Annotated in this window: 20 protein-coding genes; 9 read left to right on the top strand and 11 right to left on the bottom strand. The window is 66.7% G+C overall.

What is annotated here, in order from left to right:
* Positions 1-205 precede the first annotated feature (205 nt).
* On the bottom strand, positions 206-1093 hold the full coding sequence (locus L1892_RS21685; protein ID WP_235725844.1) for a MaoC/PaaZ C-terminal domain-containing protein: 888 nt from the start codon (positions 1091-1093) through the stop codon (positions 206-208).
* Positions 1093-2448, bottom strand: a complete 1356-nt coding sequence (locus tag L1892_RS21680) for a 3-oxoacyl-ACP reductase (protein WP_235725843.1) — start codon at positions 2446-2448, stop codon at positions 1093-1095. The genes L1892_RS21685 and L1892_RS21680 overlap by 1 nt, the downstream gene beginning before the upstream one ends.
* Before the next feature lie 147 nt (positions 2449-2595).
* Here L1892_RS21680 and L1892_RS21675 point away from each other — a divergent pair, with 147 nt between their 5' ends.
* The 5 genes from L1892_RS21675 to L1892_RS21655 all read left to right on the top strand — a co-directional run bounded on the left by L1892_RS21675 (position 2596) and on the right by L1892_RS21655 (position 7583).
* Positions 2596-3891: an acetyl-CoA C-acetyltransferase gene (locus L1892_RS21675; RefSeq protein ID WP_235725850.1), complete on the top strand. Its 1296-nt coding sequence runs from the start codon at positions 2596-2598 to the stop codon at positions 3889-3891.
* A 221-nt stretch (positions 3892-4112) separates the two neighbouring features.
* Complete coding sequence (locus tag L1892_RS21670) at positions 4113-5825, top strand: VanW family protein (protein WP_235725842.1); 1713 nt, start codon at positions 4113-4115, stop codon at positions 5823-5825.
* Between the two features lie 218 nt (positions 5826-6043).
* The gene (locus L1892_RS21665) at positions 6044-6820 is read left to right on the top strand and encodes an SDR family NAD(P)-dependent oxidoreductase (protein ID WP_235725841.1); all 777 of its coding nucleotides are present in this window, start codon (positions 6044-6046) and stop codon (positions 6818-6820) included.
* Positions 6821-6946: 126 nt separating this feature from the next.
* The gene (locus L1892_RS21660) at positions 6947-7180 is read left to right on the top strand and encodes an AbrB/MazE/SpoVT family DNA-binding domain-containing protein (protein WP_235725840.1); all 234 of its coding nucleotides are present in this window, start codon (positions 6947-6949) and stop codon (positions 7178-7180) included.
* Complete coding sequence (locus tag L1892_RS21655) at positions 7164-7583, top strand: type II toxin-antitoxin system VapC family toxin (protein ID WP_235725839.1); 420 nt, start codon at positions 7164-7166, stop codon at positions 7581-7583. Before L1892_RS21660 ends, L1892_RS21655 begins: the two co-directional genes overlap by 17 nt.
* A 62-nt stretch (positions 7584-7645) precedes the next feature.
* Here the strand turns inward: L1892_RS21655 and L1892_RS21650 are convergent, their stop codons facing one another.
* The 5 genes from L1892_RS21650 to L1892_RS21630 all read right to left on the bottom strand — a co-directional run bounded on the left by L1892_RS21650 (position 7646) and on the right by L1892_RS21630 (position 13027).
* Positions 7646-8926, bottom strand: a complete 1281-nt coding sequence (locus L1892_RS21650) for an MMPL family transporter (RefSeq protein ID WP_235725838.1) — start codon at positions 8924-8926, stop codon at positions 7646-7648.
* Positions 8923-9777, bottom strand: a complete 855-nt coding sequence (locus L1892_RS21645) for an MMPL family transporter (protein WP_235725837.1) — start codon at positions 9775-9777, stop codon at positions 8923-8925. Before L1892_RS21645 ends, L1892_RS21650 begins: the two co-directional genes overlap by 4 nt.
* Before the next feature lie 129 nt (positions 9778-9906).
* Positions 9907-11742, bottom strand: coding sequence for an acyl-CoA dehydrogenase (locus tag L1892_RS21640; protein ID WP_235725836.1), 1836 nt, complete (start codon positions 11740-11742; stop codon positions 9907-9909).
* A gap of 250 nt (positions 11743-11992) precedes the next feature.
* Positions 11993-12763: a deoxyribonuclease IV gene (locus L1892_RS21635; protein WP_235725835.1), complete on the bottom strand. Its 771-nt coding sequence runs from the start codon at positions 12761-12763 to the stop codon at positions 11993-11995.
* 48 nt (positions 12764-12811) lie between these two features.
* The gene (locus L1892_RS21630; RefSeq protein ID WP_235725834.1) at positions 12812-13027 is read right to left on the bottom strand and encodes a hypothetical protein; all 216 of its coding nucleotides are present in this window, start codon (positions 13025-13027) and stop codon (positions 12812-12814) included.
* A gap of 183 nt (positions 13028-13210) precedes the next feature.
* Here L1892_RS21630 and L1892_RS21625 point away from each other — a divergent pair, with 183 nt between their 5' ends.
* The 3 genes from L1892_RS21625 (at position 13211) to L1892_RS21615 (ending at position 15561) form a co-directional block, all read left to right on the top strand.
* On the top strand, positions 13211-14407 hold the full coding sequence (locus tag L1892_RS21625; protein ID WP_235725833.1) for a phosphatase PAP2 family protein: 1197 nt from the start codon (positions 13211-13213) through the stop codon (positions 14405-14407).
* Between the two features lie 10 nt (positions 14408-14417).
* Entirely contained in the window at positions 14418-14831 is a 414-nt protein-coding gene (locus L1892_RS21620) for a hypothetical protein (protein WP_235725832.1), read from the top strand.
* 94 nt (positions 14832-14925) lie between these two features.
* Positions 14926-15561, top strand: coding sequence for a DUF305 domain-containing protein (locus L1892_RS21615; RefSeq protein WP_235725831.1), 636 nt, complete (start codon positions 14926-14928; stop codon positions 15559-15561).
* Positions 15562-15621: 60 nt separating this feature from the next.
* On the opposite strand, the gene L1892_RS21610 is transcribed toward L1892_RS21615, so the two are convergent.
* Positions 15622-16695: a glycoside hydrolase family 183 protein gene (locus L1892_RS21610; protein WP_235725830.1), complete on the bottom strand. Its 1074-nt coding sequence runs from the start codon at positions 16693-16695 to the stop codon at positions 15622-15624.
* A gap of 65 nt (positions 16696-16760) precedes the next feature.
* Positions 16761-17630 carry an acyl-CoA thioesterase domain-containing protein gene (locus tag L1892_RS21605; RefSeq protein WP_372475381.1) on the bottom strand — a complete coding sequence of 290 codons (870 nt, stop codon included), beginning with the start codon at positions 17628-17630 and terminating at the stop codon, positions 16761-16763.
* Positions 17631-17697: 67 nt separating this feature from the next.
* Between L1892_RS21605 and L1892_RS21600 the strand changes: the two genes are divergently transcribed.
* Positions 17698-18267 carry an HdeD family acid-resistance protein gene (locus L1892_RS21600; protein WP_235725829.1) on the top strand — a complete coding sequence of 190 codons (570 nt, stop codon included), beginning with the start codon at positions 17698-17700 and terminating at the stop codon, positions 18265-18267.
* Between the two features lie 26 nt (positions 18268-18293).
* Here L1892_RS21600 and L1892_RS21595 read toward each other — a convergent pair whose 3' ends face one another.
* Both L1892_RS21595 and L1892_RS21590 read right to left on the bottom strand, forming a co-directional pair.
* Positions 18294-18875, bottom strand: coding sequence for a hypothetical protein (locus L1892_RS21595; protein WP_235725828.1), 582 nt, complete (start codon positions 18873-18875; stop codon positions 18294-18296).
* 124 nt (positions 18876-18999) lie between these two features.
* Positions 19000-20109: a DUF2189 domain-containing protein gene (locus tag L1892_RS21590; protein WP_235725827.1), complete on the bottom strand. Its 1110-nt coding sequence runs from the start codon at positions 20107-20109 to the stop codon at positions 19000-19002.
* Positions 20110-20177: the final 68 nt, after the last annotated feature.

Below are 20177 nucleotides of genomic sequence, written 5' to 3'. Positions count from 1 at the left end.
CACCGAACTACCCTCCCCGAGAGCTACCCAAAACCGCTCACGCTTCACCGCGGGCACACGATTGTTCGCCACCAGCAACCTCCAACAGACAGGCTGTTGCGGTGACCACTTGAGCCCAAGACCCAGTGTGGTGGGTCTGCTGGGTTCTCTCGGCGCGAAACAGGGTTCTCTCGGCCGCCGTGGTGAGACGTGGTGGGGTATCTCGCTAGGCGCCGCGGGTGGACGCGGTCAGGTGCGGGGCACCCTTGCGGCGGTCGAGCACCGAAATGTCGAACGCGCCGTCTCCGTCGATGCGTCGCGTGTACAGATTCACCTTGGCGGGCAACAGGATCGGTTTGCCGAAGCGCACCGTGTAGGTGACGTCGTCGGGGAGCTGCGCCTCGACGTTGGCCACCGCGGCGGCGGCACTCCACATTCCGTGCGCGATGGCCTTCGGGAAGCCGAACGCCTTCGCGGTCAGGTTGCCCATGTGGATGGGGTTGCGATCGCCTGAGGCCTCGGCGTACTGACGGATGCGCCCGAGGTCCACCGACAGGATCGAATCCGGCGGTGGAGGAGCGTACTGCTTGGGCTCCGGGCCGCGCGGCTCGTCGGACAGGCTGGTCCGCTGCTGCTTGAGAAACGTCGCGGTCTGGGTGGTGACCAGCTCGGCGCCCACCCGGATCTCCGAGATCATGTCGATCAACAGTCCCTTGCGGTGCTCGCGCAGGTTCTCCGCATGGGTGTCGATGGTCAGCGGTTCGTCGACACCGATCGGACGAGCCCGGTGGATCGAGTTCTCCAGATGCACCGAACCGACTGCGCCGAAAGGGAAGTCGCCGTCGGTCATCACCTTCATGGCAAGCGGGAACTGCAATACGAACGGGTAGGTGATCGGCAGTGTCGAACCGAATCGCTGGCCGGTGACCCGGGTGTAGGCGTGCAGCTGCTCCGGATTCACCCGTACGTTCTCCAACCGATAGTGACGGTCGGGGATGACGGCGTCGGCCCGCACCTTGGCGGGCTTGCCGATGACCGGGAGCATCGCACCGACGGCTTTCGAGTAGACCTCGGCGGTGCCCGGCGCGCTGGACAGTGTGATCGTCTTGGCCATCAGGCCCCCAGGAATCCCTGGCCGCACACGCGGACCACGTTGCCGGTGATGGCGCTCGACGCCGGGTTGGCGAAGTACGCCACGGTTTCGGCGACGTCGACGGTCTGCCCACCCTGCTGGAGCGAGCTCATCAGGCGGCCGGCCTCGCGGGTCGCGACGGGAATCGCGGCGGTCATCTTGGTCTCGATGAAGCCCGGGGCGACCGCATTGATGGTGACGCCCTTCTCGGCGAGGATCGGCGCGTAGGTGTCGACCAGGCCGATCACGCCGGCCTTCGAGGCGCCGTAGTTGGTCTGGCCGCGGTTGCCGGCGATGCCGGCGATCGACGACACGTCGATCACGGCGCCGCCCTCCTTCAGGGCGCCCTTCTCGATCAGTCCGTTCACGAGCTGCTGCGGCGCGATGAGGTTGACCGCGATCACCGAGTCCCAGCGCGCGGCATCCATGTTGGCGAGCAGCTTGTCGCGGGTGATGCCGGCGTTGTTGACGATGATGTCGATACCGCCATGGCGTTCCAGCGCGTGCTCGGCGAGCTTCGCGCCGGCGTCGTCGGCGCTGACATCCAGCGGGAACGAGGTGCCCCTGACCTTGTTGGCGGTCTCGGCGAGCGCCTCACCGGCGGCCGGGATGTCGGCGCAGATGACGTGGGCGCCGTCCCGGGAGAGGACCTCGGCGATGGTGGCGCCGATGCCGCGGGCGGCGCCGGTCACCACGGCCACCTTGCCCTCGAGTGGGCGATCCCAGTCTTTCGGTGCGGTCGCATCGGCGTCGCCGACCCTGATGACCTGTGCGTCGACGAACGCCGACTTCGCCGACAGCACGAACCGCACTGTCGACTCCAGGCCGGTGAGGCCGGTCTTGGCGTCGGGGGAGACGTAGACGAGTTGGACCGTCGCGCCCTTCTGTAGCTCCTTACCGACCGAGCGTGTGAAGCCCTCGAGCGCGCGCTGGGCGACGTGCTCGTTGGGGTCGGACACGAGCTCCGGGGTGGTGCCCAGCACCAGCAGTCGCGCGCTGGGCGCCAGCGAACGCATCTGCGGTCCGAAGAACTCGAACAGCTGACGCAACTCCGACGGCGAGGTGATGCCGGTGGCGTCGAACACCAGCGCGCCGTACTTGTCGGCGCTGCGGCCGGACGTGGCGTTCTGGATGAGGGTGTAGTCGGGTGCCGACAACATCTCGCGCAGCGGCTCGACGAGCCGGCCCGATCCACCCAGCAGCACCGGGCCGGGCAGCGGCGGCTCCGATGGCTTGTAGCGGCGCAGCGTCGGCGGGACGGGCAGGCCGGCCTGCTTCGCGAGGAACGAGCCGGGTGCGGAATGGACGAAATTCGAGTACAGGCCAGTGGCTGCCACGGGAGATCTCCTCTGTGCTTCTACGGCAGATCGGGTTGGGTGAAGTCCGTGTGCGACGACGCTCACGCAAAGCGACGTTCGACAACTAACTTACTCATGAGTAAGAATACTGTACAGACATCGAACTACACCCCCTGGGAGATCGAAGTGGCTCAGACACCCAAGACCCGCACGCAGCGCCCGGTCGCGATCCTCGGCGGCAACCGGATTCCGTTCGCCCGCCAGGACAAAACCTACGCCGAGGTCAGCAATCAGGAGATGTTCACCGCAGCTCTCGATGGCCTGGTGAGCCGCTACAGCCTCCAGGGGGAGCGTCTCGGCATGGTCGCCGGCGGCGCCGTCCTCAAGCATTCACGTGATTTCAATCTCATGCGCGAATGTGTCCTCGGTTCGGCGCTGTCGCCCTACACGCCCGCCTTCGACATCCAGCAGGCGTGCGGCACCGGCCTGCAGGCCATCGTCGCGGTGGCCGACGGCATCGCCGCCGGCCGCTACGACGTCGCCGTGGGCGGCGGCGTGGACACCACCTCCGACGCGCCGATCGGTGTCTCGGAGTCGATGCGGCGGCAGATGCTCCAGGTCAACCGGTCACGCAGTACCAAAGATCAGCTGCTCAACGCGTTGAAGCTGCTGCCGAAACTGGGCATCGAGATCCCGCGCAACGGTGAACCGCGCACCGGCATGTCGATGGGGGAGCACGCCGCCATCACCGCCAAGGAGTTCGGCATCAAGCGTGCCGACCAGGACGCGCTCGCTGCGGCCAGCCACCAGAACATGGCGGCCGCCTACGATGCCGGCTTCTTCGACGACCTGATCACCCCGTTCCTGGGACTGACCCGCGACCAGAACCTGCGGGGCGATTCCACCGCGGAGAAGCTCGCCAAGCTCAAGCCGGTCTTTGGTGTCTCGTTGGGTGACGCGACGATGACCGCGGGCAACTCCACCCCGCTGACCGACGGTGCGTCGACGGTGCTGCTGGGCACCGACGAATGGGCCGAGGCCAAGGGGCTGCCGGTGCAGGCCTACCTCGTCGACAGCGAGACCGCGGCCGTCGACTACGTCAACGGCCCGGACGGTCTGCTGATGGCCCCCACCTACGCGGTGCCCCGGCTGCTCGAGCGCAACGGGCTGACCCTGCAGGATTTCGACTTCTACGAGATCCACGAGGCCTTCGCCAGCGTCGTGCTGGCCACCCTCGCGGCGTGGGAGTCCGAGGAGTACTGCAAGGAGCGTCTGGGCCTCGACAACGCGCTCGGAGCGATCGACCGCGCCAAGCTGAACGTGCACGGCTCCTCGCTGGCCGCCGGTCACCCGTTCGCCGCAACCGGAGGACGGATCATCGCGCAGGCGGCCAAGACGATCCGCGAGAACGGCGGCGGCCGTGCGCTCGTCTCGATTTGTGCGGCCGGCGGCCAGGGCGTAACGGCCATAGTCGAGGGCTGACCAGCGCAGATGTGACCGGATTGAGGCCTGCGCAACGATCCGGTCACACTCGCCGAAAAAAAGTTCTCGGAAAGCTGTAACGCCGCGCGAAGTAGCGTAGATATACGAGTAGCTCCGGCTGAGCTGCCAGACCCCCGACCCGGCAGCTCGGTCGGGGCGCCTACTTTGTGGGGCGCCCGACAGTCGAACACTCGACGCGGCGTATCCATCAACGTTTCCTTATGGTTGTCTCCGTGAACACACATCCGGCCGTGCTTGCGGTGGTGCGTGTCGCGGTCGGCATCGCCGCCACACTCGGCATCGTCCTCGCGACCGACCTCGTCCTCACCGATGACACCACCGCGCGCGGTGCCGTGGTCGCCGGCATTCCGGCGGGCAATCTCGCCGATGCGCAGGCCCAGGCAGTTGTCGACCGACTGTCCGAACGAGCGAATCACCGGGTGCGCCTGCGCACCGATTCCGGATCGGCCACCGTCGCGCCCGACGATCTCGGCCTCTACTTCGACGCCGCGGCCACCAAAGCCCGATTGATGGAGCAGCCCCGCAGTCCGCTGCCCAGGCTGATGGCGATTCTCGGGCGCACCCACACCGTGGAACCGGTCGTGACCATCGACCGCGCGGTCTTCGACGCCACGCTCGACGACCTGCGCCCCGAACTGGAGAAGGCCGCCGTCGAAGGCGGGGTGCACTACGAGGTGACCGACGACGTGCCCACCCCGGTCGCAGACATGCCCGCCGCCGGCAAGCGCGTGGCCCGCGATGCGGCGGCGACGACGCTGGTCACCGAATGGCTTGACGACAAACCCATCGACCTGCCCACAGAGGACTTCGATCCGTCCGTGTCGGCCGAGGTGGTCCGTCAGACGGTCGCCGGTGCTGCCACCCGCGCGGTGGCTGCGCCGGTCACCCTCGATGGTGCCGACGACGTGTCAGTACGGGTCACGCCGGCCCAGCTCGGCTCGGTGCTGACATTCGTCGCGGACGGGCGTGGCGGACTGCAACCCGAGATCGACCCCAAACGTAGCGCCGAGATGTTGCGGCCCGAGCTCGCCGAGACCGAACGAAAAGCCGTGGACGCCACGTTCTCACTGAGCAGCGGCAGTCCCACCGTGGTGCCGTCGCGCGACGGTTCGCGCGTCGACTGGGACAAGACCGTGGCCTCCACCGCGGCGACCGCGACCGGCGCAGACGTGTCGGACTCGCGGGTGGTCGAGGTCGCCTATGCGCCGGTGAAGCCAAAGTTGACCACCCGGCAGGCACGCGGACTCGGCGTGCGTGAAGTGGTCAGCGAGTTCACCACCTCGGGGTTCTCCAGCGCATCCGGCGAGAACATCCGCCTCGTCGCCGCCGAGGTCGACGGCGCACTGGTCATGCCCGGCGAGAAGTTCTCGCTGAACGGCTACACCGGGCCGCGCGGCACCGCGCAGGGCTATGTCACGTCGACGATCATCGACGACGGGCACGCCGACAAAGCGGTCGGCGGCGGTATCTCCCAGTTCGCGACCACGCTCTACAACGCGGCCTATTTCGCCGGTCTCGAGGATGTCGCACACACCGAGCACAGCTACTACATCTCCCGGTATCCCGAAGCTCGCGAGGCCACCGTCTTCGAAGGTGCGATCGACCTGGTGTTCCGCAACAACACCAAGCACGGCATCTACATCGAGACCGGTTGGTCACCGTCCGACGTCACCGTCCGAATGTGGAGCACCACCACCGTCGATGTCGAATCGATCACGGGCGAGCGGTACGCCTACACCGACCCTCCGTCGTTGAAGCTGCCCAAAGGCGACAACTGCATAGCCTCCACCGGCAGCCGCGGGTTCACCACGTCGAACACCCGCATCATCAGCGACGCCGCGTCCGGCGCCGAGATCAGTCGCAACACCCGCACGGTGAAATACGATCCGGCGCCGAACGTCGCCTGCGTCTGAGATCAACCCCCGCCCCCTCTGGTGTCCCGCGCCGGAAATTCGTTGATGATTTCGACGCCCAGGCGGCGCCTCGCTTCGTTGGCGTCGTCGGAGGTACATCCAGTACCTGCTTCCTCCGCCGCCTCGCGATGCATCCACCTGGACCGCCGAACTCATGAAACGAACTTCCGGCGCGGGACACTAGACCGAGCGATGTAACGCTCGATAGGCTCCGCAACGTGGATATCAATGGAGCAAGTGCAATCGTCACGGGCGGCGCGTCGGGTATCGGCGAGGCCGCGGTTCGCCAGCTGGCGGCCAAGGGAGCCAAGGTCGTCGTCGCCGACCTGCAGGCCGACAAGGGTGAGGCCCTCGCCAAGGAGGTCGGCGGTGCGTTCGTGCGCGTCGACGTCACCGACACCGCGCAGATCGAGGCGGCTGTGAACAAGGCCACCGAGCTCGGCCCGCTGCGTGCGCTGGTGAACTCGGCCGGTATCGGTTGGGCGCAGCGCACCATCGGCCGCGACGGCGAGTTCTCGTCGGCGCACGACCTGGATGCGTACAAGAAGGTCATCGCCATCAACCTGATCGGCACCTTCGACGCCTGCCGTCTGGCCGCCACCGCGATGAGCAAAAACGACCCGCTGGAGTCCGGCGAGCGCGGTGCCATCGTCAACATGGCGTCGGTCGCCGCGTTCGACGGTCAGATCGGTCAGGCGTCGTACTCGTCGTCCAAGGGTGGCGTGGTCGGCATGACCCTGCCGGTTGCGCGTGACCTCGCGGCCGTCGGTGTGCGCGTCAACACCATCGCGCCCGGCCTGATCGACACCCCGATCTACGGTGAGGGCGAAGCCGCCGAGGCCTTCAAGGCGAAGCTGGGCGAGTCCGTGCTGTTCCCGCACCGCCTGGGCAAGCCCGACGAACTCGCCTCGATGGTGATCGAGCTGGTCACCAACTCCTACATGAATGCCGAGGTGATCCGCGTCGACGGCGGCATCCGGATGCCTCCGAAGTAGGGCTGCGACACACACTCACGCGCACCCGTTCGGTCCGCGCGCACGTCGAGACGCGCGCGGTTGCCGGGCGGGTGCGCGCTGTTGTGAAGCCGCTGCTCGCTGCCATTTCAGTGGTAGCGTCATGGTATGAGAACGACCATCGATCGTGCCGGCCGGGTGGTGGTGCCCAAGGAACTGCGCGACCGGGTCGGTTTGATCCCTGGGGAGATCGAGATCACCGTTGCGGGTAGCGGGTTGGTCCTGGAACCGGTGGCCACCGATGAGCTCGTCGATGACGAAGGAATGCTGATGCTGCCGGAGGGCGGCGCGCACCTATCGGTCGACGACATTCGAGAACTGCGCCTTGGCGACCAACGCTGAGGTCCTCCTGCTGGACACGAGTGCCGCGATCGCGCTGGTGCGTCCGGAGCAGGTAGGGCACTCCGACGTCCGTGCGGAGGTGAAGGGAAGAACGCTGGGGCTCAGCGGTCACGCGGCGTTCGAGATGTACTCGGTGCTCACCCGCCTGCCGCCGCCGCAGCGATTGACCGCTCGTGCCGCTGCCCGGTTGATCACGACGAACTTCCCGCACCGGTGTCACCTGAGCCCGCAGCACACGGCCGAACTCGTCGAGCGGTTCGCGACGGTCGGTATCTCGGGTGGCGCGGTGTACGACGGACTCGTCGGAGCAGCAGCCGCACACGCGAACCTCACCCTGCTGAGCCTGGACCGTCGTGCCGAACCGATCTACCGCGCGCTGGGAGTCCGGCTGAAGCTGCTGTGAGAGGTCGCCTTTCAGATCATCCGCGCACCCGTCGCGTGACCGCGCACGTCGCGACATGCGCGTCAGCGTGATGGGTGCGCGTCGTCGAAGCGGCGGCCCGCCTCGGTCCCGGTCGCCGACTGGCGCGTCGGCCACCAGAACGCGCTGCGCTCGATCACCGACAATGCCGGCACCAGCATCGGGGCCATCACACACGACGCCAGCACCACCCCGATGGCGACGCCGGCACCCAACTCCGCGAGATTCTTCAACCCGGTCAGCGTGAGCGAGGCGAAGGTCAACGCGAGGATCACGCCGGCCGCCGCTGCGGTCTGGCCGTTCTTCGTGATCGCGAGTTGCGCTGCGTCGCGAGGTGTTTCACCACCCACGAAGGCTTCCCGAACGCGTTCGGCCATCAGGATGTTGTAGTCGGTGCCGATGGCCACCACGAACAGGTAGAGCACGATCGGTGTCGAGAAGTCGATGCCGACATAGTCGAGCAGATACTGGAACACGATCACCAGGGTGCCGAGGGTCGCGGCGAAGGTGACGAAGACGCTGACGATCAGATTCACCGGGGCGAGGACGGCCAGTAACAGCGCGCCCAAGATGATCCACACGATCACCACGGCGACCGGGAACACGTGGCGGGTGTCGGAATGCAACTGGGAACGTACGTCGGCCAGTGTGGCGGTTTGTCCGCCCACGGCGACCACTGCGCCGGGGACCGAGGAATGCGCGACCGGGCGTAGTGAATCGTCGATCGTGTCGAGGGCTTGGGTGGAGAACGGTGAGGTGTCCAGTACGACGTTGACGACCGCAGCCGTGCCGTCCTGGCTGACCCGTGGTGGCGTCACTGCGGCGACACCGGCCACGCCCTCCAGATTCGTTGTCAGTGCAGCCAATTCGTTTTGCGGGATGGGGCCGTTGGCCTTCACGTAGACCTGGGTGGGACTCAGGTCGCCCGGCGGCATCGACGCGGCGAGGGTGTCGAATGCTTGTTGTGACGGTGTGTCCGAGGGCATCTCGCCGAGAGTGTCGTAGGTCGCCTTGTAGCCCGAGCTGAACACCGCGAGCACGATGAGGGTGACCCCGATGGCCGCGGCCGTGATCACCGGGCGATACGCGACACTGCGCCCGAGGGCGGCGAAAGCTGATCGCTGCGGCTCGTGTCCCGGGCCGACCGGCCAGAACATGGCCTTCGAGAGGATCGAGATCACTGCCGGGATCAGAGTGAGGGCGGTGATCAGCATGATGGCGACCGCGATGATCAACCCCGGGGCCAAGGAGTTCAGCGAGCCGAGTCGCGCGAAGAACAGCGCGGCGAACGCGCCGATGACCGTCAGCGCCGAGGACGCGATCACGCGGCCGACGGCCCCCGTCGCGGCGCGAGGCCGTCGAGCCGATCGGCGCCGGCGCGCATCTGTTCGCGATACCGGAACAGCAGGAAGACGGTGTAGTCGGTGCCGACGCCGAAGAGCACCACCACCAGGATGGCGTCGAGAGTGGTGCTCACCTCGAAGTCGAAGATCTGGGTGGCCCACGCGGTTGCGCCGCGAACAGCGAGGAAGACGACGCCGATGACGAACACCGGCAGGACGGCGATCAGTGGGCTGCGGAACAGGATGCCCAGGGTGGCCAGGATGACGATGACGGTGGCGATCGAGATGATGCGTTCGGCGTCGTCGTAGGCGGTGTTGCTGTCCACCAGGATCGCCGCGTTGCCGGTGAGGCCGGAGGTGAGATCGGTGTTCTGCAACGCCGACGACGCTGCTTCGCGCACCGCCGGCACGGCGTCGTTCACCTGCGGCTCGCCCGGCTGTCCGGTGAACGCCACCTGAATGGCGACCACCTTGTCGTCGGGCGAGACCGATTGCGGCCCAGCCGATACGGCGCCGACTCCGGCGATGTTGTCGTTCTGCAGGGTGGTGGCCAGGCCCAACGCCGTCTGCTGATCGGTGGGCGTCAGCGCGCCGCCGTCGCGACGGGAGACCACGAGTGTCCCGGTGGCACCGGCGGTGGCCGGGAACTCGCTTTCGCCGATGTTCTGGGCGGTCACCGACTCGAAAGAAGACGGCAGGAAGTCCTGTTGGTTGCCGGTGGTGTGGTCGGACAAGTTGGGGGAGAACAGGATGATCGCCAGCGCAGCGACGATCCACACGCCGACCACCCGCCAGGGATGGCCGACGACCACACGGGCGAGCGCAGCGAACATCGCTGATCCTCTCGTGGCGGTGTGTTACGAAGCAGATTACTCCGACGACGGTGCCCGTACGCCGAAAACAGTTCGTCCCCCGGGGAAGTTACCCGGGGGACGAACTGTGTCAGGTGATCAGCGAGTGGTTCAGAAGACCGCCTCGTCGACCTCCATGATCTCGGCGTCGATGTTCTCGATGTTGACACGGGCGGTCGTCAGCTCGGGCAGCATGTTCTTCGCGAAGAAGCTCGCCACGGCGACCTTGCCCTCGTAGAACGGCTTGTCCTCGGCGGAGGCGCCGGAATCCAGTGCGGCCAGCGCGACCTCGGCTTGACGCAGCAGTAGCCAACCGATGAGCAGGTCGCCGACCGACAGCAGGAACCGCACCGAACCGAGACCGACCTTGTACAGCTCCTTCGGGTCCTCCTGTGCGTTCATGAGGTACCCGGTGAGGGTGGCGGTCATGGTCTGCACATCGTCCATCGCGGTCTTGAGCAGCGCGCGCTCGGACTTCAGCCGACCGTTGCCGCCCTCGGCGTCGAGGAACTTGGCGATCTCGCCGGCGACGTGGGAGAAGGCCTGGCCCTTGTCGCGGATGATCTTGCGGAAGAAGAAGTCCTGCGCCTGGATGGCCGTGGTGCCCTCGTAGAGCGAGTCGATCTTCGAGTCACGGATGTACTGCTCGATCGGGTAGTCCTGCAGGAAGCCGGAACCACCGAGGGTCTGCAGCGACTCGTGGCCGAGGATGCCGTAGGCGCGCTCGGAGCCGACGCCCTTGACGATCGGCAGCAGCAGGTCGTTGACCTTGTGGGCCAACTCGGGGCTCGCGCCGGAAACGATCTGTGCCGCAGCGGCATCCTGGTGCGACGCGGTGTAGAGGTATACCGCGCGCAGGCCCTCGGCGTATGCCTTCTGGGTCATCAGCGAACGACGCACGTCCGGGTGATGGGTGATGGTGACACGCGGGGCGGTCTTGTCGGTCATCTGGGTCAGATCCGCGCCCTGCACCCGCTCCTTGGCGTAATCGAGGGCGTTGAGGTAGCCGGTCGACAGTGTCGAGATGGCCTTGGTGCCCACCATCATTCGGGCGTGCTCGATGACGTCGAACATCTGCGCGATACCGTCGTGCACCTCGCCGACGAGCCAGCCGACGGCCGGGGTGCCATGCTGGCCGAAGCTCAGCTCACAGGTGGCCGAGGCCTTGATGCCCATCTTGTGCTCGACGTTCGTGACGAAGACGCCGTTGCGCTCACCGAGCTCACCGGTCTCGTGGTCGAAGTGGAACTTCGGCACGAAGAACAGCGACAGTCCCTTGGTGCCGGGCTTGGCGCCTTCGGGGCGGGCGAGAACCAGGTGGAAGATGTTCTCGGTCATGTCCTGGTCGGCGGAGGTGATGAAGCGCTTCACGCCGTCGATGTGCCAGGTGCCGTCTTCCTGCTTGACGGCCTTGGTGCGGGCGGCGCCCACGTCGGAACCGGCGTCGGGCTCGGTGAGCACCATGGTGGCGCCCCAGCCGCGCTCCGAGCAGATGGCGGCCCACTTCTTCTGCTCTTCGGTGCCGTTGTTGAAGAAGATGTTGGCGAAGCCCGAGCCGGCGGCGTACATGAAGACCGGCGGGTTGGCGCCCAGGATCATCTCGCCGATGGCCCAGTACAGCGAACGCGGTGCGGGCAGGCCGCCGAGTTCTTCCTCGATACCGATCTTGTCCCAGCCGCCCTCGATGAGTGCGTTGTAGGACTTGGTGAAGCTCTCGGGGATGGTGACGCTGTGGGTCTCCGGGTCGAACACCGGCGGGTTGCGGTCGGCGTCGGTGAACGATTCGGCGATCGGTCCCTCGGCCAGCGCCTTGACCTCACGGAGCATGTCCACGGCGGTCTCGTGATCGAGATCGCCGAAGTCGCCTTCTTCGAGCACCTTGTCGAGGTCGAACAACTCGAAGAGGTTGAAGTGCAGGTCGCGGATGTTGCTCTTGTAATGGCCCATGGAGGTTCCTTATCTGACTGGCGGTGTGGGCTACGCGTGTGGTGAAGCACGATCGGCAGAAGCTAAGTTACTCGCCGGTAACTACAGAATAGCGTCATCCGCGGCACGGAGCAATTGATCGGTCTGTGATCTGCGCTAACTCGAGCAAGCGTGCGCGTGTCCCGACGGTTCGTCCCCCGGGTATCGCTTCATCCCCCAGCGGCAACCGGGGGATGAAGCGATACCCGGGGGACGAGCCGGAACGGGTCGGTCAGAGGGCGTCGCGGAGGAGCGTCAGGTCGTCGGGGATGCCGTCGGCCGGGGTCTCGAGGATGACCGGGGCGTCGGCGGCGGCGGCGACCGCAACGAGGACGTCGGGATCGATGTGGCCGCCGGCGAGGTTGGCGTGGCGGTCGCGACCCGAGTCGAACTCGTCGCGGGAATTGTTGAGATGGACGAGGTCGATGCGCCCGGTGATCGCTTTCACGCGTTCGACCAGACCCACGAGGTCCTCGCCGCCCGCCCACGCGTGGCAGGTGTCGAGACAGAATCCGGCCTGCTCGAAATCGCCCACCGATTCCCATAGCCGGTCGATGGCCTCCAGGGTGCGGGCCATCGCGTGATCGCCGCCGGCGGTGTTCTCGATCAGGATCGGTACACCGAAGCCGCCCTTGTCGACCTGACGATCGAAGAGTTTGCGCCAGTTGGCGAATCCCTCCTTGGCGTCCTCGCCGTCACGCAGGTGTCCGCCATGCACGACGAGACCGAAGGCGCCGAGGTCGGCAGCGGCGGCGGCTTGCTGTTCGACCGCCTTGCGCGACGGCATCCGCAAGCGGTTGTTGAGGCTCGCGACGTTGATCTGATAGCTCGAATGCACCACCACGTCGATCGCGGAGTCGCGGATCGCCTCGGCGTCCGGGCGTGGTTGCGGTTTCTTCCAGCTCTGCGGGTCGGTCACGAACATCTGAAAGACGTCGATGCCCAGTTCGTCGGCGGTGGACAACGGGTCGGCGTCCTCACGCAGGTGTGCTCCGATGCGCATGGCTCAACGATAATGGTCGCCTCCGACGCCGCGGTTCGCGCGTCGGGTTCAGTCATCGAGACCGGGGACGGTCTCGATCGTGATGGGCACCCCGGTCGCTATCAGCAGGCGACACGGCGCCTCGGTGCCGTTGTAGAGGTTGAGCCACTCGTGGCCGCGGCTGCCCTCGGCGTAGACCGAGTCGAGCGCGCGGTTGAGTCGGGACTCGGCTTCCTTGGTGATGATGTAGCGCTGTTCGCCGTAGCGCAGGTAGCGGTCGGGCACGGCTCTCCTCTCCGTTGATGTGACGCCGATCACCAGCATATGGGTGAATCCGGGACTTGTCGGCACTCTGACGGCGGTTTACCGGCTCTCGAACGGAAGGTGATCACTAGGCTTACGGAAAGTAACGTGCAGGAGCCCTGTCGGGATCGGCTCGACGGGCGTGGGCGGGCAGGACCAACACGAGTGAGCATTGACGACGCGGTCGACGACGGTCCGGCCTCGGACGGGTCTGCCGCCACGTCGCGCACCCGCGGCGTCGAGCCGGTGATCGACGACGTCGCGGCGGCTGCGGCCGTCGACACCGGGCCTCAGCGACGACGTGACCTCACCATGGTGCGGCGCATCGCGATCGTCGCGTGGGTCGTGTTCATGATCTACGAGTTCGTAGCCTACGGACTCGCCTTCGACCGCACCCGCTTGATCATCCTGCTGTGTCTGGGCATGCTCGCGGCGTCGATCGGTCGTCGCAAGGCGATCAGCGTCATCATCGATTGGCTTCCCTTCGCGCTGATCCTGCTGCTCTACGACTGGACGCGCGACGTCGCGCGCATCGTCGACATGCCGACCCAGTGGCATCTGGCGGTCGACGTCGACCAGTGGATGTTCGGTGTCAACCCGACCGTGTGGCTGCAGAGCCACATCAAGGCCCCCGAGCCGCCGTGGTGGGAAGTCGTCACCAGCGTCATCTACATGTCGTATTTCATCGTCCCGTACGCCGCCGCCGCGGTGCTGTGGCTGCGGGACCGGTCCGCATGGCGCCGGTACGCCGCCTGTTTCGTCGCCACGACGTTCCTGGCCCTGGTCGGCTACACCCTCGTGCCGGCCGCACCGCCGTGGGCCGCGGCCCGATGCACCGCAGAACAGGTCGCAGACCACCCCCGCGAACCCACCTGCATGGCGTACGAGGGCGCGGTCGCCGACGGCGGCATCCTCGGCGAGGTCACCCCGTCCAACCCGGACGCGCAACCCTACGTCGAACGGATCTCGGCGCGCGGCTGGAATTTCCTCAACATCCACGCCGCCTCCACCCTCGTGGAGGTGGGGCAGGGCAAGGCCAACCTGGTTGCGGCGATCCCGTCGTTGCACGCTGGTCTCACGATGCTGCTCGCGCTGTTCATGTGGCCCCGGGTCAAGGCCCTGGGCAGAACGCTGTTCATGGGTTACGCGGTCGCGATGGCGTTCACCCTCGTCTACACCGCCGAGCACTACGTCTTCGACATCATCCTGGGCTGGGCGTTGGCGGGCTTCGTGATCCTGGTGGCGCAGGTCGTCGACCGGAGGTGGTTGATCCCGCGCAAGAAGCAACGTGAGCAGCAGGCCGGTGCCGAGTCCGCGGCGACCACCGAGGCGGCCGAGTCCGATTCACCGGTCTCTGGGTAGTCTCGGCTGCGTGTTGAGATCCCGCCTGCGTCGCCCGTCGTCGACGCAGCTGCGGGTGGGGCTACTGCTCGCGGTCGCGGCGTCGATCCTGCTGATGCATTCGGTGATCGCCGTGGGCACCGCCGCCGGCGGTCATCACCCGCCGTCGGCGTCACACGGTTCGACGACGATCGGCCCGGCGGCTCATCAACTCGATGAACCGACGATGGATGACGCCGGCGACTGCGACACCCACCAACATCCCTGCATGTTCCTGCGCAACGACGACCCGGTCGTCATCGCGATCGCGGTGTTGGTGCTGGCGTGGGGATTCCCGATCCCGCCGCTGCTGCGGTCGATTCATGCCCGCCTGGTCGGTCGCTCTGGTCGGCCGCCGCCGTGGGCCATGCCCACCCATCTCCGAATGCAGGTGATCCGCTGCTGATCGGCGTGCGCCGGACCGTATGTCCGGCCCGCCGACATCTCCGCCTGCGCTGACCGCAGCGCGGCCCCTTCACTCTGCAGAGGATCCCAAGACAATGAAACGACAGATTTTCGTGGGCGCGGCCGTGGCGGCCGTGGCCCTGCTGGGCGCGTGTTCGGACGTCGACGACGCCGCGCCACCGTCGTCGGTCACCGCCGTCACCACGACGACGATGCCGATGGAGCCGTCGGCCGAGTCGGCGACCGAGTCGTCGGACAGCCGGCACAACGACGCCGACGTCACCTTCAACCAGGAGATGATCCCGCATCACATGCAGGCGCTCATGATGGCCGATCTGGTGGCCGACCGGACCACCACACCTGCGGTGCGGGATCTGGCCGACCGCATCAGGGCCGCCCAGAAACCCGAGATCGACGAGATGACCGCGCGGCTGACTTCCTGGGGCGTCTCCGGCGAGATGGGCGGTCACAGTGGTGCTCACGGCGCGGGCGGCCACGACATGTCCGGCATGATGACGCCGCAACAGATGGCGGCGTTGTCACAGGCGGAGGGCACAGATTTCGACCGGATGTGGCTCGAAGGCATGATCGCGCATCACGAGGGCGCGATCGCGATGGCCGACACCGAACTCGCCGACGGCGTCAACGGTCCGTCGCGGGAGCTCGCCAAGCGCGTCAAGTCCGCCCAGCAGGCCGAGATCGACGAGATGAACTCGATCCTGCGACGGTGATGCGGTGACGGGTCGGTCCGGACGTGACGCATCGGAGTCCGGACCGACCCGCGGGGCGGGTCAGGGTTTCCGCAACGGGATGCGCATCAGATAGACCTGATAGCCCGCGGAGATGGAGTAGGTGAAGTACAGGCTGCTGCCCGACGACCACGGGTGAATGTAGGGGGCGTAGCCCGAGTACGGGTCGTTGGCGGGGACCACGAGTTCGCCCGACGACCACGGTCCCTCGGGCCGGTCGGCGGTCCGCAGCACCACACCGGAATCCTTCTGGCCCAACGAGATGAACTTGCCGAGGTACTCATTCCACGCGACCGACAACTCGCCGGTCGGTGCCGCCATCACCGGGGTCGCCGAATCCGGGTTGTTGCGCACCCACCGGCCCCATGAGAAGTACTCGTACTTGCCGAGATGTTCGATGTCGGAGGCCTTCACGCGGGCCAGGTACACCGCACCCCATCGGCCGTCGGGGGTGCCGTAGGTGTAGACCGTGTCACCGACCTTCAGGTACGCCGACATCTGGAATTTGTGGTTTCCGCCGCCGTTGGGGCGGAATGCGTTGACCGCGCGCCAACTCTGCCCGTTGTTCCCCGACACCACCAGGCCGGACCAGTTGGTGTACCAGATCCCCGGCGGTCCCCAGTGTTTGACCGACATGACGTTCATGTACTGCTTGCCGTTCGCGGCCACCCCGGCGGTCGGGATGATGGTGATCTCTTTGCGCAGGTCGGGTTTGAGTAGACGCTTGGCGTGACCGGGTGGTCCGGCGTGACCGGTGAAGGTCATTCCGTCGCCCAGATATCGGTCGGTGCTGCGCAGCAGGACATTGGAACGCCAGTACCACAACTCGCCGTACAGCAGCGACCACCCGTTGAATGTCTGGGTGTCGCCGAAGGCGGCCATGATCTCGCCGTGCCCGTTGTCCCACAGGACGCCCAGGTCGGTGCCGACGATGTTGAAACGCCCGAATGTGTCGTTGATTGAGCCGGGGCCGGTGAGCCGGGCGACGATCCGGCCGTTGGCCGCGGCGACATCGGTCGCCTCGGCCTGCGGAGTAGCCGCAAGGCCGGCGGTCAGTGTGGCGGCGAGTGCCGTGACCGTCAGGGCTGTGCGCCACCGTCCTGTGAGCCGCGTCATGGCGGTGACCTTATCAAGACCTGAGCGTCACCGGAGTGTGACATCGACCCCCGAACGAATGAAATTCACGCCTCGCTGTACCGCCCCCCGGTATCGACGGCGGTGAAGTCGATGGTGGCGGCCGCGTTGCTGACGCCGGTGACCATGCCGACGCCGAACTGGCCGTCGCTGTCGTAGAGATTCGTGGTGCTGGTGGAGATCCCGTCGACTTCCACATGGCTGGCCGCTTCGACCCCGATGCGCGGCCCGACCGGCAGACGCGAGAGCGCGACCGTCAGATCACAGTTGATGAATGCGATGCCCTCGCTACCCCAATTGCAGACCAGGCTGGTCGATTCGCCGCTGATCACCGAGCGCTCGAACGATGACGGCCGCTCGCCGACCACAGTGGACACCGCGCGCGTCCACAGCCACGTGCGTTGGGCGTTCTGATGGGCGCCCATGTCCTGGCTCCACTCGATCGTGCCGTCGGCGGTGGCGGTGCCGAACCAGGGCAGCGGATCGTCGGAATCGGTCTCAGGCGGCCGGAACTCGATCATCTCCGGCGACCGCTCCCAGCGCTCCCCGGGCGGATTGGCGGCCTCCTTGACGAACACGGTGGTGCTGCGGGCAACCGTGACCTCGGTGTCGTCGACGAACTGCACGACGTCGACCTCGGCCACCTTGATCCGGCCCCCGTTGCGTAGCAGGCGGCCACGGGTCGCGGTGGGGACGTCGCGAGCCGCCCTGAACAGATCGATGGTGAAGCGTGCCGGTCGAAAGCCCGGCACCGAGTGGTCACGTTCGGCCGCCCGGGCAGCCAACGCACACACCGCGGGACCGTTCAGAGTGCCCGGAGCCCACAGGCTCGCGGCATACCGGGTCGGCAGGAAAAGACTCTGTCCAGTGGAATCGGTGCCGCCGGAATCGACGGAGAAGAATGCGATCGACGACACGAAGTTTCCCTTCTGTTCGACCCAAGAATGTGGTGTCGAACCATTCGGCGCGTACTAACCTGCGTCCATGACAATTGCAGATTACGCACGGCAGATCCCCAACGAACTCGTGGCCGCGGTGCGCACCACGATGATTGCGACCTCGGTGGTCGGCATCGTCCTGGGGATCATTGCGCTCGTCTGGCCGAAGGCGACCCTGCTCATCATCGGTGTGCTCTTCGGGATCTCGCTGATCATGGCCGGACTGTTCCGGCTTTACGAGGCCTTCGCCTCGACGTTGCTGTCCGGCGGTTGGCGCTTTGCCCTGGGTCTCATCGGCGCACTGATCCTGGCCGCCGGCGTCATCGCCGTGTTCAATCCCGAGGAATCGCTGGTCTTCCTCGCGATCTTCATCGGCATCGGCTGGATCTTCCAGGGAATCGCCGACCTCGCCCGCGCGTCCGCCGGGTCCCAGCACGTGCCGCGATGGGTGCTGATCCTGTCCGGTGTCGTCTCGATCATCGCCGGCATCGTCATGATGCTGATCCCCGGCCTCGCCCTGGCCACCTTCCTGATCATCGCGGCGATCATGCTCATCGTGATCAGCGTCGTGACGCTGCTGACCCTGCCGAGGAAGATCGAGGAGCCGCTGGTCTGAGTCGCGGGTTGCCGAGCTTCTGAGAATCAGGCCAACTCGAGGCCGTCGATCGTGACCGCGGCGCGGGCGGCCTCGACGTCGGCGGGAAGTCGCTCGATCAACTGGGTCATCGCGGCCTCGACATCCGGGCCGTGTGCCAGTCGAACCGGATCGACGTGGGATCCGGTGGCATCGAGGATCGACGCCGCCGGATCGACGCCGGTTCGGTGGGCGACCGCCGCCGCCAGCAGGCGCCGTGCCTGCGCTGGGTGACTGTCCCACAAAGCGTCCGCAGTTGTCAGATACAGCTGCACGGCCGGCGGATAGTCGTGCAGATGCACGAGCGCCCACGCCCAGTGCTTGGCGACATCCACCGTGTCCGACTGTCCACGACCGTGGGTGCGGACATACTTGCCATGGAGTTCGCGGCACAGCGGGGTGGAATCGGCCCACAACTGCAACTCCGACATGCACCGCACACAGTCGTGCAGGTTGGACAGGTACATCACCGAGTACGGGCCCTCGCGTCGCGACCGGATCTCTCGCAGCACGGAGAACTCGGCGAGCGCGTGCGAGTACTCGCCGGCCGAAAGATATGCCTCGGCCTCGTCTTGCATTTCCGCGAGCATGTGTCGATTGTTCCGCACTCGGCGGGCCTGCGGGCGGAATTCATCCGGACACGCGACATGCAGACGCGAAACGACCCGGCCACCTGGCGTGAGGTGACCGGGTCGTTGCGTCGAGCGAAGCCGCTCAGTACTGCTGATTCGGCGGATATGGCGGCGGGGCCATCGGGGCCGCCGACGCCAACGGTGCGACCTGGCCGCCGGTGAAGAACCGGTAGGCGTAGGTCGTGGCGATCATGGTGACCGGCAGGGTCACCAGCAGGCCCACCAGGCACAGCAGCGCACCGACGATGTTGAGGCCGATGACGGCCAACGCCAGCAGGAACAGGGTGCCCGCGTTCTTGCTGATCACCGAGAAGCTGGCCTTGATGCCCTCGATGGGGTCCATGTCGCGGTCCACTACGAAGGTGAGTGACCAGTAGGCGAGGAACGCGAAGACGATGCCCGGGATGATGAGCAGGATCAGGCCGATGAAGGTGCCCAGTCCCACCAGGAACGCGGTGATGATGACCGCGGCGAAGTTGACGTTGAAGAAGCGGCCGATATCGGGCTTGCTACCCGACGTCTCGTCGAGCGCGCCACGCGCATAGGCGCCCTGGAAGATGTAGCCGATGATCGTGGCGATGATGCCGAAGATGGCGCTGATCCAGAAGATCCGGCCGTAGTCGGACGAGATGTTGCCCAGCCACTGGATGACACCGGACACGACGAGCGAAATCAGGATCACCACGATCCACGACAACGCGTTCTCCTTGTAACGGTTCCAGCCGTAGCTGAAGGCCTCGCCGATGGAGAACTGCTCGGCCGTCGGAGCGCCGTACGCGCCACCGCCGTAGGCGCCCGGTGCGCCGTAATCGCCCGGCGGCGGCGGGTATCCGCCGGGACCGCCGGCGGGTTGGCCGTAGCCACCGGCCGGGGGCGGCGGGTAGCCGGGCTGCGCACCGTAGCCGGGTTGCTGGGCGCCGTACCCGGGGGGCGGCCCCTGCGGGGGCGGGCCTGATGGCGGCGGACCCGGTGGCGGCGGGTAGGCGCCACCGGGCGGCGGGCCCGAGGGCGGCGGGTAAGAACCGGGCGGTGGGTAGCCGGACGGCGGCGGCGGGGGTGTGGAGCCCGGCGGCGGATACGACGGCGGCGGTGTGCCGCCGGTGCCCGGCTCCGGGGTACGACCGGACTCGGCGCCTGCACCCGGGTCGGGGTCGGAAGAACCGGGATTCTGTGGATCTGACGGTGTGGTCATGGCAGGGAGGATACGGAACACCGGCGCCGGTCAACAGTGTTTGGCACTCCACGTCGTGTCTCGGCGTC

The sequence above is a fragment of the Gordonia tangerina genome (assembly GCF_021556435.1).
GTDB lineage: Bacteria > Actinomycetota > Actinomycetes > Mycobacteriales > Mycobacteriaceae > Gordonia > Gordonia tangerina.
Note: the sequence above shows the minus strand (reverse complement) of the source record. Positions and strands in the feature narration are given on the sequence as shown.

Coding starts and splice junctions, on each gene's coding strand:
- L1892_RS21670 (WP_235725842.1), top strand. CDS start 4,113: ATGGTTGTCTCCGTGAACACACATCCGGCCGTGCTTGCGGTGGTGCGT.
- L1892_RS21615 (WP_235725831.1), top strand. CDS start 14,926: ATGAAACGACAGATTTTCGTGGGCGCGGCCGTGGCGGCCGTGGCCCTG.
- L1892_RS21645 (WP_235725837.1), bottom strand. CDS start 9,777: ATGTTCGCTGCGCTCGCCCGTGTGGTCGTCGGCCATCCCTGGCGGGTG.
- L1892_RS21635 (WP_235725835.1), bottom strand. CDS start 12,763: ATGCGCATCGGAGCACACCTGCGTGAGGACGCCGACCCGTTGTCCACC.
- L1892_RS21590 (WP_235725827.1), bottom strand. CDS start 20,109: ATGACCACACCGTCAGATCCACAGAATCCCGGTTCTTCCGACCCCGAC.
- L1892_RS21685 (WP_235725844.1), bottom strand. CDS start 1,093: ATGGCCAAGACGATCACACTGTCCAGCGCGCCGGGCACCGCCGAGGTC.
- L1892_RS21660 (WP_235725840.1), top strand. CDS start 6,947: ATGAGAACGACCATCGATCGTGCCGGCCGGGTGGTGGTGCCCAAGGAA.
- L1892_RS21640 (WP_235725836.1), bottom strand. CDS start 11,742: ATGGGCCATTACAAGAGCAACATCCGCGACCTGCACTTCAACCTCTTC.
- L1892_RS21600 (WP_235725829.1), top strand. CDS start 17,698: ATGACAATTGCAGATTACGCACGGCAGATCCCCAACGAACTCGTGGCC.
- L1892_RS21595 (WP_235725828.1), bottom strand. CDS start 18,875: ATGCTCGCGGAAATGCAAGACGAGGCCGAGGCATATCTTTCGGCCGGC.
- L1892_RS21610 (WP_235725830.1), bottom strand. CDS start 16,695: ATGACGCGGCTCACAGGACGGTGGCGCACAGCCCTGACGGTCACGGCA.